The organism is Paenibacillus sp. NPDC055715 (genome assembly GCF_053617595.1).
The window spans coordinates 1-14,627 of the sequence record NZ_JBSHGA010000002.1 but is presented as its reverse complement, the minus strand read 5'-3'; the positions used below and the strand labels follow the sequence as shown (position 1 = coordinate 14,627).

At 45.3% G+C, this 14,627-nt stretch carries 12 protein-coding genes and 5 pseudogenes; 3 read left to right on the top strand and 14 right to left on the bottom strand.

The window, feature by feature from the left end:
• Positions 1–825: 825 nt before the first annotated feature.
• The 6 genes from ACWGOO_RS04380 to ACWGOO_RS04355 all read right to left on the bottom strand — a co-directional run bounded on the left by ACWGOO_RS04380 (position 826) and on the right by ACWGOO_RS04355 (position 6,956).
• On the bottom strand, positions 826–2,610 hold the full coding sequence (locus ACWGOO_RS04380; RefSeq protein ID WP_452481613.1) for a SulP family inorganic anion transporter: 1,785 nt from the start codon (positions 2,608–2,610) through the stop codon (positions 826–828).
• Positions 2,611–2,640: 30 nt separating this feature from the next.
• Positions 2,641–2,970, bottom strand: a complete 330-nt coding sequence (locus ACWGOO_RS04375; protein WP_014282840.1) for an ArsR/SmtB family transcription factor — start codon at positions 2,968–2,970, stop codon at positions 2,641–2,643.
• Positions 2,971–3,783: 813 nt separating this feature from the next.
• Positions 3,784–4,536, bottom strand: a complete 753-nt coding sequence (locus tag ACWGOO_RS04370; protein WP_452481612.1) for an amino acid ABC transporter ATP-binding protein — start codon at positions 4,534–4,536, stop codon at positions 3,784–3,786.
• Between the two features lie 14 nt (positions 4,537–4,550).
• Entirely contained in the window at positions 4,551–5,219 is a 669-nt protein-coding gene (locus ACWGOO_RS04365) for an amino acid ABC transporter permease (protein ID WP_452481611.1), read from the bottom strand.
• Between the two features lie 74 nt (positions 5,220–5,293).
• Positions 5,294–6,145, bottom strand: coding sequence for an amino acid ABC transporter substrate-binding protein (locus tag ACWGOO_RS04360; protein WP_452481610.1), 852 nt, complete (start codon positions 6,143–6,145; stop codon positions 5,294–5,296).
• Positions 6,146–6,698: 553 nt separating this feature from the next.
• A complete protein-coding gene (locus ACWGOO_RS04355) occupies positions 6,699–6,956 on the bottom strand; it encodes a GlsB/YeaQ/YmgE family stress response membrane protein (RefSeq protein WP_430066079.1) in 258 nt (85 codons plus the stop codon).
• 298 nt (positions 6,957–7,254) lie between these two features.
• On the opposite strand from ACWGOO_RS04355, the gene ACWGOO_RS04350 reads away from it, so the two are divergent.
• Both ACWGOO_RS04350 and ACWGOO_RS04345 read left to right on the top strand, forming a co-directional pair.
• Positions 7,255–7,518 carry a YkgJ family cysteine cluster protein gene (locus ACWGOO_RS04350; RefSeq protein ID WP_452482025.1) on the top strand — a complete coding sequence of 88 codons (264 nt, stop codon included), beginning with the start codon at positions 7,255–7,257 and terminating at the stop codon, positions 7,516–7,518.
• 187 nt (positions 7,519–7,705) lie between these two features.
• A pseudogene (locus tag ACWGOO_RS04345) lies at positions 7,706–7,961 on the top strand (acetylxylan esterase); the annotation flags it as partial.
• A 141-nt stretch (positions 7,962–8,102) separates the two neighbouring features.
• Here ACWGOO_RS04345 and ACWGOO_RS04340 read toward each other — a convergent pair.
• A complete protein-coding gene (locus tag ACWGOO_RS04340; RefSeq protein ID WP_452481609.1) occupies positions 8,103–8,426 on the bottom strand; it encodes a DUF3817 domain-containing protein in 324 nt (107 codons plus the stop codon).
• A gap of 87 nt (positions 8,427–8,513) precedes the next feature.
• On the opposite strand from ACWGOO_RS04340, the pseudogene ACWGOO_RS04335 reads away from it, so the two are divergent.
• Positions 8,514–8,726, top strand: a pseudogene (locus ACWGOO_RS04335) (LLM class flavin-dependent oxidoreductase); the annotation flags it as partial.
• A gap of 322 nt (positions 8,727–9,048) precedes the next feature.
• Here ACWGOO_RS04335 and ACWGOO_RS04330 read toward each other — a convergent pair.
• The 7 genes and pseudogenes from ACWGOO_RS04330 to ACWGOO_RS04300 form a co-directional block, all read right to left on the bottom strand.
• Positions 9,049–9,774 (bottom strand): annotated as a pseudogene (locus tag ACWGOO_RS04330) (cellulase family glycosylhydrolase); the annotation flags it as partial.
• Between the two features lie 507 nt (positions 9,775–10,281).
• Positions 10,282–10,533 (bottom strand): hypothetical protein, encoded by a 252-nt coding sequence (locus ACWGOO_RS04325; protein ID WP_452481608.1) that lies wholly within the window; start codon positions 10,531–10,533, stop codon positions 10,282–10,284.
• A gap of 190 nt (positions 10,534–10,723) precedes the next feature.
• Positions 10,724–11,298: pseudogene (locus ACWGOO_RS04320) on the bottom strand (ATP-dependent Clp protease proteolytic subunit).
• A gap of 20 nt (positions 11,299–11,318) precedes the next feature.
• Entirely contained in the window at positions 11,319–12,092 is a 774-nt protein-coding gene (locus ACWGOO_RS04315; protein WP_452481607.1) for an RNA polymerase sigma factor, read from the bottom strand.
• 146 nt (positions 12,093–12,238) lie between these two features.
• A pseudogene (locus ACWGOO_RS04310) lies at positions 12,239–12,487 on the bottom strand (IS630 family transposase); the annotation flags it as partial.
• Positions 12,488–13,307: 820 nt separating this feature from the next.
• Positions 13,308–13,787 carry a hypothetical protein gene (locus ACWGOO_RS04305; protein ID WP_452481606.1) on the bottom strand — a complete coding sequence of 160 codons (480 nt, stop codon included), beginning with the start codon at positions 13,785–13,787 and terminating at the stop codon, positions 13,308–13,310.
• A gap of 21 nt (positions 13,788–13,808) precedes the next feature.
• Complete coding sequence (locus tag ACWGOO_RS04300; protein WP_452481605.1) at positions 13,809–14,297, bottom strand: hypothetical protein; 489 nt, start codon at positions 14,295–14,297, stop codon at positions 13,809–13,811.
• Positions 14,298–14,627 lie beyond the last annotated feature (330 nt).

Sequence of the window (14,627 nt, the reverse complement as noted above, 5' to 3'; positions counted from 1 at the left end):
TACAAGTTATTTTTTGGTAATTTGCTTGAAATTTATGATTTTTGTATTTTCTATGTGCGAAAACCCCTTTATAGCGGCTACATAAATGTTGCATTACACGGTTAGCAGGTGTATGCAATCTTTGGACGAGCCGCTCCAAGGGATTTCCGAAGTCTTTCTAAAAACACGATCAGATCATTCTATTTAAGGAATCTGTCGTGTTCGGATTGAACACTCGAACCGCAATCCATTTGGCACCAGGAGCAGTACCAATGAGAGAGTTCACAACCGTGGTACGCACAGAAAGCTTAGCGGCAGCGAGGGATATTGGGTCTGCGGAAGCCTTTGCTCCTCACCTCCTTCAAGAAATATAGATTCTAGCATGGAATTCAGAGGTCCTGATTCTGTGGTGAACAGCCAAGGGTACAAGACTCAAGAAACAGTAAACTGTTGGGGCAAGGTGACCGCTGATACTTGTACAGCACCATTCTGCCTACTCTGTTCCCATGTAAATTTTTAAAATTCAGCTTATATCGCTTTGGAAAAAGTAAGAGAAAAACGTGAAGATAAAAGTAGGGAAGGAAGCTAGAAGTTATCGAGGAGTTTAATATCTGTACATTAAAAACCAAATTAAAACAAAATAATAATAAAAATGGTATATTTTTAATCTAGTATAATGTCATAATAACAGATATACAAGCATTTTTTCCCTTATTCTTTTGAAAAGCAAAAAACCTCTTCCGTTTTTACGAGCAGGTGCTGGTCTTGATGTTGCACTTCTTATCGTAAAAATAAAAGAGATTTTTCGACATTCCCTCGGCATTCCATAGAAGAGTTCAGAGAGAGCTATCTGCCGCTATTTACAGGTATGGGAACCGGAACAACTCCATCCGAAACGGATGGTTTTGATAATGCTTGCGATCTGTCGCATAGGGCGGCACATTCCCGAAAAGTCATCTGCCTGCACCCACAACATGTATCCCGATCCACCAGTGCAATGGCTGCCGTGAGGGCTTCTCCTGTATGTTCGAAAAAATGCTCATATCCGATCATGTCGTAGCATCCGGTTTTGTGAAGTAATGCCTCAGGCTGCGGCTGAAGGCCGGAAACAAGCACCGTTCCACCGGATTTTCGATATTTCTGAATCAATGCGGTAAAGTTAGATTCTCCTGTCATATCCATAAAGGGAACCTTACCCATACGCAGCAATAAAATCCCTTGCTGGCGGTCAACCTGACCTCCCATTCCCGAATTTTCCAATGCCGAAGCGGCACCAAAAAATAGAGGGCCTTCCACACTATAAATCGCCACCTGTGGGCAATCATGCTGCTCTGTAACCATATGGGCACCGACTTTTTCATGCTTGACAGAAGGATCGGGTAACACCTTATCCACTGAAAGTGTACTGCTCATACGCTTGACGAACAGCACAACCGCCAGAATCAGACCTACTTCAACAGCCGTGGTCAGCGTCGTAAATACCGTCAGCAAAAAGGTGACAACCAATACGATAGAGTCCGCTGTCCGCGTCTTGAGGATGTGTGCAAAATGTTTGCGCTCGCTCATATTCCAGGCGACCACCATCAACACCGGAGCCATACTCGCCAACGGAATATTGGATGCATACGGAGCAAAAACCACCAGAATAAGCAGCACAACCAAGCCGTGTACAATACCCGACATGGGAGACACGGCACCACTGCGGATATTTGTGGCTGTGCGCGCAATCGCCCCCGTCGCAGGAATGCCGCCAAACAGCGGTGTGAGCAAGTTGGCAATACCCTGTCCGACCAGCTCACGATTGCTGTTATGCCGGGCTCCCGTCATGCCGTCAGCAACCACCGCCGAAAGCAGGGATTCGATAGCTCCCAGCATTGCGATGACAAGTGCGGGCGGCAGCAGCTTCACAATCAGGTCCCAGGTCACGCCTGGAACATGCAGCTCAGGCAGAGATGCCGGAATTGCGCCGTATGCGGAACCGATCGTTGCCACCTGACCCGGAAAAAGCCAGACTGCCACCAGCGTGGATAAGAGCAGGCCGACGAGTGAACCGGGGACCTTGGGCCATTTTTTAGGCACCAGAATGAGGGCGGCAAGACAGATGCACGCCGTCAGAATACTGTACACATTCAGTGAAGGCAGGCGATGGATCAGTTCTGCCATAGAAGGCAGAAACGTTTCATGCCGCTCTACTCCGCGCAAGCCGAGAAAGTTAGCAATCTGACCGCTGAAAATCGTCACGGCAATGCCCGCCGTAAAGCCAATCGTTACCGGTTTGGGGATGAACTTAATTAACGCGCCTAGCCTCAGCACGCCCATTAAGATGAGCATAATCCCCGCCATGAAACCGGCTATGAGCAAATTCTCATAACCGTACTGCATGACAATAGCCAGCAAAATCGGGATAAAAGCGCCCGTAGGTCCGCCAATCTGAAATTTGGACCCTCCTAACAGTGAAACCAAAACTCCTGCCACAATGGTCGTGTACAGCCCGTATTCCGGCTTTACTCCCGATGCAATGGCAAACGCCATACCGAGCGGAATGGCCACAATTGCCACGATACTTCCGGAAATCAGGTCCTTTCGCAAAGCTCCTACGTTATATCCCTCGAACCTTCCCATCCACTTCATCCCCTGTAACCCTTCTTTTCTATAGTAGCATTACTTCTCGTTCCGTATACCCTCCAGCAACGAGATCGCTTCGACCAGATGATTGTCAAAAATTTGTCGCGCCACCGCAAGCAGTTCGGTCAAGAGCGGGTCCCTCAACGAGTAAACGACCGTCGTGCCTTCCTTGATGCTGCTCACCAAATTTTTGGCGCGCAACACGGCCAATTGCTGCGATACGGCAGAGCCTTCAGAACCGAGCGCAGTCTGTAGCTCATTTACGTTCCGCTCCCCTTCACTCAACACCTCCAGAATGCGGATGCGCAGAGGGTGAGCCAATGCTTTGAAAAAGTCGGCTTTAAACTTCTGGAGATCTCCTTCCATGCTTGCTCTGTCCCCCTCACAAAAATTGTCCTGTAAACCATCAACAATCTCTGAATATTTGAATATTTAGACAGTAACAGATTTGGGTCATTTGAACTATGATCTAACTCACATTAACTGTTATTAAAGTCACACATTTCCATCCTTCCTCTTTTCAGGGTTGACAGCTTCCACGGGTTTCTACTAACTTAGCAATTAACTTTAGGAAAAGGGGGACCGACAGACAGGCAGCATGACAAAACCACATTTCTCCCGTTATTGGAGAAGCCCGGCTCTGCGTTTTGGGTCCACTGCGGCTTGCTTCAGCACCTTATAGGCAAGCGAAAGGGATAAATACACATAGGGTTCGTAAAGCGGTTTTCCATGCTAAACATTTCGTGGACGGTTATTGATGAAGTGAAGGGCATGCTGGAGGTCCTCCTCCGAGACCTGAGCAAAGTCTGTCCCCTTTGGAGAAAAACTCACCGAGGGACGAGTTGGATTCTTCTAAATCATCATAAAAAGGAAGAACCTCTGATGCTCATATTTGCGCACTTAGAGATTCTTCCTTTTTTTACTTTTTTCTTTTCTCTATCATATAAGCTGTACTCGAAAAATTTACATAGAAAACGGAGTAGGTGGAATGGAGCTATACAAGCGACAGCGTTCGCCTGAAAGCTTTCCAAAGGAAAGCTCGCATCGTAAATACTACCCCCGGATTCCCACTATTATGCATTCATTTAGGGAATCTGGGGGCAACAGCGATGGGAAGCACCATCCGCCTGCGCAGTGACGCACCATGTAATTTTCAGCTCAGCTTGTATAGCTTCCTTTTTATTCTGTTCCCCCGCTCATCCGATTCAAAAACTGAATAGCTCGTGAACTGGTGGGGCGCTCCAGTACCTCATGAGGTGAACCCTGCTCCACAATCACGCCCTGATCCATCAAAATAACATGGTCAGCGACCTCGGCCGCAAACTTCATTTCATGGGTTACAATGACCATGGTCATGCCTTCGACAGCCAGTTGCTTCATAACCTTGAGTACCTCGCCTACCAGCTCCGGATCAAGCGCAGAAGTCGGCTCATCGAACAACAGCACCTCAGGCTCCACCGCCATTGCCCGGGCAATACCGACCCGCTGTTGCTGTCCGCCCGACAACTGATGGGGATAGGATTCGGCTTTTTCCGCCAGTCCCACCTTATTAAGCAGCTCCAATGCGCGTTTGCGTGCCTCGTCCTTGTTCTTCTTTTGAACGGTGACTTGACCCTCCATTACATTTTGAACTGCTGTCATATGCGGGAACAGGTTGTAGGATTGAAATACCATACCTGTCCGTTTGCGCAGCGCCAAGATGCTTTCCTGTCGCAGCTTTGTTCCTTTGGCAAAATTCAGTGCAATATCCCCCACCTGCATCTCGCCCTGATCGGGAACCTCCAGCAAATTCAGACAACGTAAAAGTGTTGTTTTACCGGAACCAGAGGGACCAATGATAACGAGCACCTTTCCTTTATCCAGCGTCACGTCAACACCTTTAAGCACTTCCAGCGAGCCGAACGATTTGTGTATATTCCGAATTTGGATCACCGGTACAATCTCCTTTATCTGACGGAAAAACGGCTCAGCCGCTTCTCCAGGTAATTTTGCAGCACGGTCAATATGGTGCTAAACAGCAGATAGATAACCCCCGCCTCGGTATAAACTAATAACGGCTCATACGTGGTGGCCACAATCTCGTTAGCTGTTCTGAACATTTCCACATAGGTGATCGTCGCAGCTAGCGAAGTATCCTTGACCAAACTGATGAAAGAATTCGCTAACGGCGGTACGGACACACGGGCTGCTTGCGGAAGTACGATACGTCGCAGCACTTGCCAGCGTGTCATCCCCAAGGAGTATCCCGCCTCCCACTGGCCTTCCTGAATGGATATAATTGCCGCACGCATAATTTCAGAGCCATAAGCTCCTACGCTGAGCGTAAAGCCAATCACTGAAGCTATAAAAGGGTCCAGCGTAATGCCAACTGAAGGCAAGCCATAGAAAATAATATACAATTGCACCAGCAACGGTGTTCCACGAATCACCCACACATAGAAGCCGGAAATCAGCTTGAGTATTTTCCATTTGGACAGTCGAGCCAACGCTGTAACCAGCGCCAGTATCAAGCCCAGAACAAAGGAGATGAGTGTGAGCGGAATCGTAAAAGAAACCCCTGCTTTCAGCAGAGGCAGTAATGAATCGATAATAATTTGTATCTGGCGATCATCCATTGTGCAGACATCCTTTAAAAAGATAAGTTGACGAAAATCCGGTTCGAGTTGGCGAGACTCCGGTTATTCGTGTGTTATTTGGATACGTCGGCTCCAAAATATTTGTCAGAAATTTTCAAGTACGTACCGTCAGCCTTCATGTCAGCCAGCGCTTTGTTAACTGCCTTGATCAGGTCTTCGCTACCTTTGTTAAAAACAGCCGCACTCTGTGAAGCATCTGGAGATTCATCTACCTTTTTGATGGGAGCGTCAGGCTTTTGCTTTTTCAAATCCAGGTAGGACAAACCATCATTGACGGTCGCATCGACCCGTTTGGAGGTCAGGAGATCAATCGCCTGATTGAATCCGTCCGTTGCCACAATTTCCGCACCGTTGCTCTTCGCGATTTGATTCAGGTTACTGGTCAGGGATTGCCCGGCCTTTTTACCTTTCAAATCAGCAAACTTTTTGATGTCATTATTATCTTCGCTTACGATCAGAACCGCTCTGGACACGATGTACGGATCGGAGAAATCGTATTTTTGCTTACGTTCATCGGTAATAGACACCTCATTAAATACCGTGTCGAACCGTTTGGAGTTCAATCCTGCAAACATACCGTCCCATTGTGTCTCAATAAACTCCGGCTGTACGCCCAGACGCTTACTTACTTCAGTTGCAATATCGACGTCGAAGCCTGTCAGCTTGCCAGCAGCATCATGGTAGGTAAATGGAGCATAGGTACCTTCCGTACCGATTCGCAGCTTGCCGCTCGCTTTTACAGATTCCAAAGTAGCTGTAGCAGTTGTATCTGCTTTTCCATTATTTGATCCAGTATCCCCGGTAGAAGCATTATTTGAATTAGCGCCTTTGTCGTTGTTGCCGCAGGCAGAAACCAATAAAGCCATCACAATCAGTACGACTGGTAAAAATCTAAATTTTCTCATGTTGTCCACACTCTTTTCCTTTTTCTTGATAACCTAGCATGTTAGCTGGCTCATTGAATAGTACATCATTCATTTTTACACGTCAATGTTTTTATCCAATAATCCCTATGCAAAAGGTAAGCTATATCACTTCCGGGACCCAAAGTTATCCTAGGTTGGCTCATTCATAGACAGACTATTCATTTTATCTATCCTCACAGTAACTTTTTTCTGTACCTTTACATCAAAGGTTTCGTATAATAGATTTAAATATAAAAATTAGTAAATTCACCTCATATTTGAATTGAAGGGAAGGCATTATGGAAACCCAAATTTCAATTTGCCACTGGTTATCTATTCCCTGACGGGCAGACTACAATCATGGGCTGGCGATGACTGTCTATATGCTGCCTAACGTTCTATCGCCTTGGGTGTTTATGCGTTCTACATATCAGACGGTTTCAATAAAAAAAGCTGCTCCTGCAGATTCATTTGCGAACCTTGCGGGAAGCAGCTTCTTTTCATTTTGTAGCCTTATGCCCTATGAGGGCTAGTGTAATCGATTATTTATGCGTTAGCCTCTGCTTCGTCCAACGGAACGGAAGATCAAGCTTACGATAACAACCAGCACAATCGCACCAATTAATGCAGGTACAATGTAGAACGATCCGATTTCAGGACCCCAGTCGCCCAGAATCAAGCCACCCAACCATCCACCGATAAAACCAGCGATGATGTTACCAATCACGCCACCCGGAACATCACGACCTGCGATAATGCCTGCCAACCAACCAATAATACCTCCAACAATCAATGCCCATAACCAACTCATTTCACTTCACCTCGTTTAAGTTTTTTATCGTTGTGTTCTATTATTAACCACTCGAACTCCTTTTGATTACACCGAGCACAAATGGTTAATATTACCTAATGAACAGAACAATGACTTAGGAGCTTGATACCATCCTACGTGCCTACCTCCCTATTTATAACCCTTGAGTGAAAAGTGTGTATAAAATACAGTTATTCTTGTATTCCTGCTTTTTTTGTGCCATCCTCACATTATGGCTTCATTGAAGCCACTTCATGCATACGTTGCAAAAATAACAGATGATAAGGAGTGACCTCAACTGGAGTGTCGTGTCGGATGTGCCGCGTGCTGTATTGCTATTACGATTTCATCCCCAATTCCCGGCATGCCTGATGGAAAACCGGCTGGTGTCTCTTGCCCTCAACTCACTAAGGATTACCGCTGCCGATTGTTTGGCAAGCCTGAGCGTCCAGCAGTATGCAGTGGATTTCATGCTGATAAAGATACGTGCGGAAGCACCAACGAAGAAGCATTTGAGCTGCTAAGAGAGCTGGAAGAATCTACTTTGCCGAGTAAAGCTTGAGTAGATATTCGTTCTGTATGAGGAGGACTTTTTTTACTATGAATATCATTGAAAAAAGAATTGCCGAGTTGAAGCAGTATCAACCGGATCTGACCGCCCGAAGGATATCGATCTGTTCTGGAACAAAACGCTGGAAGAAGTCCAAGCCAAACCCGTGCGTGCGTTCAAAACACCCGTGCGTGCCCCGTTCCCGGTTCATTTGGAGCAGGTGCTACATACATTGAGTTATTTTGACGTCATGAATCTTGCTCATCGCATTCGCATTCCTGTCATGGTATCAGTGGGATTTAAAGATACTGTGTGCATGTCAGAGACGGTTTTTGCAAGCTTATAATCGCATTGAATCGCCTAAAACGATTGAAGTTTATCCATTTACGGGATATTGGGTGCAAGGCTATCAAAGACGTAAAACTGCTGAATTTTTGGTGAAGGCGTTCAATTAAATTAGTTCCCGGTGCACAAAAAAAGAACACCACGCGTCAAACTGCGCAATGCTCTCTCTTCTCTGCTGCACCGGAGCTAGAGTCCCGCTTACGGAGCTTAAGGTGCAGATCCTCGAATCTCACTCGACGTATACTAAAATATTACGATGCGGCTCGCTGTTCTGCTGCCAAATCCCCTGTCCATTTTCTCACCCAAACCCAATCCATAATGATCAGGCCAAAAGGAATGAAGGACGCAAATATAATGAATAAAGGTCGCCGGAAGGACCAATTCAGCGCTGTTTTGCCATAGATTAAAGCGACAAGGAGCAGCAGAAAGCTGATCCGGTATATGTTACCGATCACCATGACCGTCTGGGTCATACCCGCAGCTTGCAGCGGCTGATGGGTGAATAATATCACCAAATAGGCTATACCTTGAATCCAGAGCATGAGCCGGACACGCCCCAAAGGTGTTCTTAACACACGCTCGTTCCCCTTTCCAAAAGCAAGGATGTTCTCTCACCCTACACTTCCTTCATTATAACGAAAAGATTTCTAAACTCCAACCCATTATCCTATCCGTACACGGAGTTTGATCATGAACCACTGCGTCAGTCCGCATCATGGCGCGTTGTCGGTACACCCGATCAGTGTAAGGAGCAATTGCTACGCTTGGCTGAGCAGTATCGTACCGATGAGCTGCTGGTTGTTTTCTTCATTCATGACTTTGATAAGCGCGTTCAGTCCTATCGTCTGCTTGCCAAAGCTTTTGATTTGGCTTAAACATGGTTCGACCTGGAGCTGCTAAGTTTGAAAAAAACACCACCCCCCTACCTGTAATGGCAAAAAGCGGGGGTTCTCTGTTGAGGAACGGTCCATTAGGACCAAACCCTCTGTGCTATGGAAGTAGTTCAAGCACCACGAAAGTTGAATATCATATGGTACTTTAGTAGTATATAGTCTGGAACTAAAGGTACCCATTCCCCCTCCTAAAGTTTCAGTACCCATACACTAAAGGCGCATATTATATACTCCAAATCTTGAAAAGTCTGGACCCAAAAGTCCCATGTTTTTTACTCATTCCGGGCATGATCCATGTTGTGCCTTAAGGCTCTATACCCCATACCAGCTTGCCCTGTTGATAAACGGTTGCACGATCCCAGTTTGCGAAGGCAGTTTGATTAGCACCATACAAATAATCGTTGGTTTCATCAAAATTGCTCCAATTCGCAGCATGGATGCGGGGTTGCATTTCCCCGCTTTCCCCGCCGGGCTGAATAGTACCTGCTCCATCAGTAAATGAAATTTCCACATATTTATCAGCCTTGGCCTTCGGCTCTGGCAACGTTACAAAAGTCGCCTTTACCTTTTCATTTCCAACCTTGGCCCAGTCAACAAAAAATCGGCGTTACCCGAAGTATCGCTTGTTCCCCATTCGGTAGCAAATATGCCCACGCCTGGTTCAGCACATAATCGACGCGATCCCGCAGGTATTGTCCGTGCGTACCAGCATAGAAATGCACGGTATACAGCGTATTTTTGTCTGGAAGTGGTTTATCTGCTGCATTGTGTACATCCTGGCTCCACGTGCCTGTACCCGCAATAATATTGTCCGGGTCTTTGGCCCGAATGACCTGAGATATCCCAACTTATAAAGACGAATTTGGTTGTTCCAGTTCACATTCCCGTTCGGTTCGTTGGCAAGCTCGTAGATTACGTTCGGCAAATTCCCGTACTGAGTTGCAAATTCATCAAAGAAAGCCTTGGCTTCATTTTTATGAATGTTCGGATCACCATCCGAAAGAATGTGCCAGTCAATAATAACGTACAGGCTGCCCATTTCAGTTGAATCCGTTCGATAACGTCAACAGCAATACCGCAGTAACATCACTGCAACTCTTTTTGCGATCCCTGGCAGGACCCATTGCCCATTCATCATTTACACAGTCCTTCTTTTTTATAAAGTGGATAAGCTTATTAGTACGGCGCTCTCCGCTTTTCCGCTCCCCGCCCTTATACAACAAGAGAGTCAGGTCCAACATTTGATATCACCTACCTGTATATGGATTTTAATACTATTTTAGTTAGTTATGTGTTATATTTTGACTTTATGATGGAAAATGAACAGGAAGTCACGATTTCGGGATGTTTTCCATTATGTTTGCTATTGTGGCGGGCAGGAGGGGCAAAAGACTCATCTGCAGGCTGGAAAATTCTCCATCATGCTAAAAAAAGACTGCTTCCCGACGCCCTTCGGCCCGGTATAGCAGTCTTATACATGATCATGTATGTGAATCGGATCGTGTTAAAAATATCGTATTAACGTATGATCTACCTATTACCCCTGAGCGGCTGCCTGAGGTTCTTTGGTCATCTGATCTTCCTTCGTATCGCCGCCATCCGTCACTTGACCCGTCAGTATAGTCTCAGATGAGTTGCCCATTACCTTGTCGATCAGTTGCAGCCAAGGCTCTTCACTTCCCCCACAGCTCTCAATATCACCGAGCAGGGAATCCAGCGTGGTTCCTTCTTCTGGCAAATCAATAACTAAACTGTCTTCGTCTACCTGGATGGTGCAGCAGGTTTTCATTGTAAATCCCTCGCTTAATTCTTATTTGAGCATGCATACGCAGGCTCAGATGGGATGAATTCCCATGGATTCCGGGATAAGTGCCTTTGAATCCGTTTGAAATTATAAACCTATTACTCATCAATTGCAATGAACAAACCTTGAATTTTTTCAGAATTAGCGAGGGATTACATAAAATTTTCAATAAAAGCTAGATGCGAGTAACGATTTGATCCACCAAGCCATATGCTACCGCTTCCTCAGCCGTAAGGAAGTGATCTCTGTCGGTATCTTTTTCCACACGCTCCAGCGGTTGCCCAGTATGATCTGCCAAAATACGGTTCAACTGTTTCCGGCTCTTAATCAGACGCTCGGCGTAAATCAGCATATCCGAAGCTTGGCCCTTGGCTCCGCCCATCGGCTGGTGAATCATCATTTCACTGTTGGGCAGCGCCATCCGCTTGCCCTTTGTGCCTCCGGTCAGCAAAATCGTACCAAAGCTCGCCGCCATGCCTGTGCATAGGGTAGATATATCATTTTTCACAAATTGCATCGTATCATAAATAGCAAACCCCGCGACCCGCCCGGACTGTTAATATACATCTGTATGTCCTTCTCGGAGTCCTCGGCGGTAAGATGCAGCAGTTGCGCTACAATGATATTTGCCATATGATCCTCAATCTCGCCCGACACCATAATGATACGATCCTTTAATAGCCGGGAATAAATATCATAGCTTCGCTCTCCGCGGCTCGTTTGCTCAATTACATAAGGAATGGTGCTCATTTGTCAAAACTCCCCTCTTGTTAAGCGACCATCCTGGCCTGCATGCCATGAGAAGGATTAGAGTTTATTTGAGCGCCGGAAGAATAAAAGCTCTGATACAGCACAGATCCAGCCATCGCTATTGGCTCAGCCATATCGTTCAAGCCAAGCGCAATCCAGCGCTGTGCATCTCCTGCACGAAAGGCCGCCAAATAAGCCTTAAGCCATTCCCTCTCCTCTTCATGCTCAGGTAAGGTTACAGACTCCAGCCCATTTCCCTCTTTGTGCTTCTGGGCAAGCAAAGCGCGAGCACGGCTTAAGGCCGATTTTACCGCGCCCTCCGTCGTATCCAGCATCTCTGCCGTTTCCGACGCCGTATAGCCCCATACATCCCGCAGCACCAAGATGGTCCGCTGCCATGGTGATACATGTGCCATTAAATATCGAAGCGCCAGTTCCAGCTCTGGGTTGTAATTTTCTTCATAACACGGTGAAGGCTCATCATACTTTCCGGTAAAGTTTACTTCACCACACGCAGACAGGCGCTTTTGAGCATTTTGCCTGCGAATATCATCAATCCATCGATTCCGCGCGGAACGGATTAAATAAGCCTCGCCATTTTCCAGCTCATGCAGTTTTTTCTCAGATTGCAGCATATGCAGGAAAGTCGCCTGCGCCAAATCCTCGGCATCCCATATCGAGCCTGTCAACGAAAGACAGTAGCGGTACAACGCAGGAAGTACTTTTTGGAATGGTTCATTCCCCGTAGAATGGGAAGATTCATTTTTCATCCGTTCGGATATCACAAAGGCCATATTGGGGGCCCCCCCTTTGTTCAGTCCATTTGAGTTTGAGTGTTTCATTGAGGTAGACGGAATTGTAAATCAAAAGGATACGGTCGTTTAATGGTTTTATTGTAACAAGTAAAATAAACAAAAAACAGCTGAAGCCTAGAACAGCATCAATCTTTAAATTGTGGATAGAGGCGCTTTAATTTAATGCGAGCATCATCGGTCGAAAATTGCCAATCCACACCCTTTTGGCTGTGGTTACGGGATTGCTCCCACGCCGTCAATTCATCCGACAATTCCGTCATCGAAGGAATACGACGGCCTAAACATTGACGGGCCATAACGCTGAGTTCAATCTCTGCAATTTTGAGCCAACTTCCATGCTTTGGGGTGTAATGAATCTCCAATCGCTTGGCTATAGTTCCGAATCATTTCTTCCGTCATGGCTACTTTGCTGATATCCTTCCATACTTTCACCTCTCACGAAAACGTATGTCCAGATCGTTTAGGGCTAAAAGCGGATACCGTCTAAAGACGGTGGAGTTGGACATCGCATTTGGAAATTAAACCGTAACACCGATGGATTTTATGCGGCAAGATGGTATATCCTATGTGATGTCCTGTAAAGTTGCTCTCCTTGGCAACTTCGTCCATGTACGCATTAGCGGCTTTGGTGTTCTTAGTCAACCAAAAGTCGTTATACTTTGTTTTCATCTGAAACACCTTCCTTCTCGTGTCGTTATACCGCCACTGGGCGGCTGTGGAGTAGGGAAGGCGGCTAGCCCGAAACGTATCCTTACCTGTTCTATGTCAACCGGTCGTCACCAGATTGTTCGTTCACGATAACCATCGCGGCAAGTAGCCCATTCGTTGCGGACAATTTGCAGATAAGTCCTGACAATATGAATGGTCGATATATCCATCTTAGAAGGTGCGATGGCTAAGACAGCTTATCTATCGGTGCGGCGTATCCTACAGTTGCGAAGCATTTTCAAAAACCTGAGAGAAAGCGAACATAACAAAAAACAGGTCAATCATGGTGGTATCTGACCATAATCGACCTGTTCAATGTAACAGAATAGCGTTATTTAGGTTATAAAATTAAAGCATTTGATGTGCGTACAAACAAAATGATGAAATTTTTATACGGGTATTACATGGGTTAAGCATGTTACTGGTTGAATAAGTAATTCATTCGGCACTGCATAGTCTAAATCCTGTCTTAGTTCCCCAATCTTTTTATAACCTATCTATGTCAATAGGACTCATTGTTACAAAATTCTCATACCACCCGTTTAAGGGGATATGTGCTCCGTTTACTATATCTAGAGCGTTTATTCTAAGAACGAACATACCTCCTCTTTCGAAAATCTTGATTAATGGATCATATACACTTAAATACTTATAAGTATCTGGATGCTTTTCAGCATACTTAGCCAGATGTAAATAATATTGAATAATATTTTTTATATATAGGTTTTCTCCTAAAAATTTCACAACTTCCGAGTTGCAATAATCTGAAATATCCACTTCTTCAGCGTCGCCTAGTAATTTTGCTATATCTGCAACCAGAGGTTTTATCGGTCTAATCCCCTCCTCTTTAAAAAAGTGAGCCAATCTTCGCAAGAATTCACAAGCAAAATCAGCTTCTGCTTCTGATACACTGCTACCTACCAAATCCCAATTTACACTATTAATCCTTACAATTGCTTTACTCAAATACACGTTCTCACCTCAAATTTAATAATTAATATCATCGTCCACATGTTTAATATAATCTGAGCCAGAGTCATAGCCTGGGAATGGGTCTGTCGGATTTGGATCTGTGATATCTGCTTTATCGTGTGCATTTTTTGAAGGATCGGGATCAAACCTTTTTGTGTTTTCATTCCATGTAGATTGATCTCTTAAAGGCATCCCTCCATCCATAAACTCCTTTTCTTTAATCTCATGATTTGCTAGTTTCCTAAACCACTCTTTTTCCTTATCTATTAGTTCGCCCTTCTTAGCCTTCTGCCATGCGTATGCAATCTCTGCATCAGCTTGAAAATATAATTCTTCATATGGTTTACCACCTACAGATAACTGTTTTCTGTCTAGGAACAGATGTTTTTTCATTTTTAATATCTGTTCTTCTGTTAATCCTGTATTCTTTGCTACCGTTCCAATATCCTCAATGCCTGATTTTCTAATTTCAATATATTTTCTCTCAAGATGCTTGAAATCCATCTTCTGGTACGATGATGTGCTTTTTCATTTCAACGGGATCTGTTATAAAGTCATGCTTACCCGTCCCCTCAGTGGCTGGCGGTTTCTCAGGTAGTTTCCCATTATTCGGGAGTTTGGTTTCACTCGTCCCCTTAGTTTCGAGCGGCATCTCTCCTTTGGTTTACTCACTTTGAGAGGTGTAAGTTTAATACTTGCACTGGATGGCTTGGCAGTTATATTAATCTTCCCTTTGGGAATAGTTCCCGTCTGATTAATTTTGGGAGGAGTAACCTTATACTTACCTGTTCCGCCTGTGCTCAGACGAAGTTTAACTCTAGCTGGTTTGGTAGT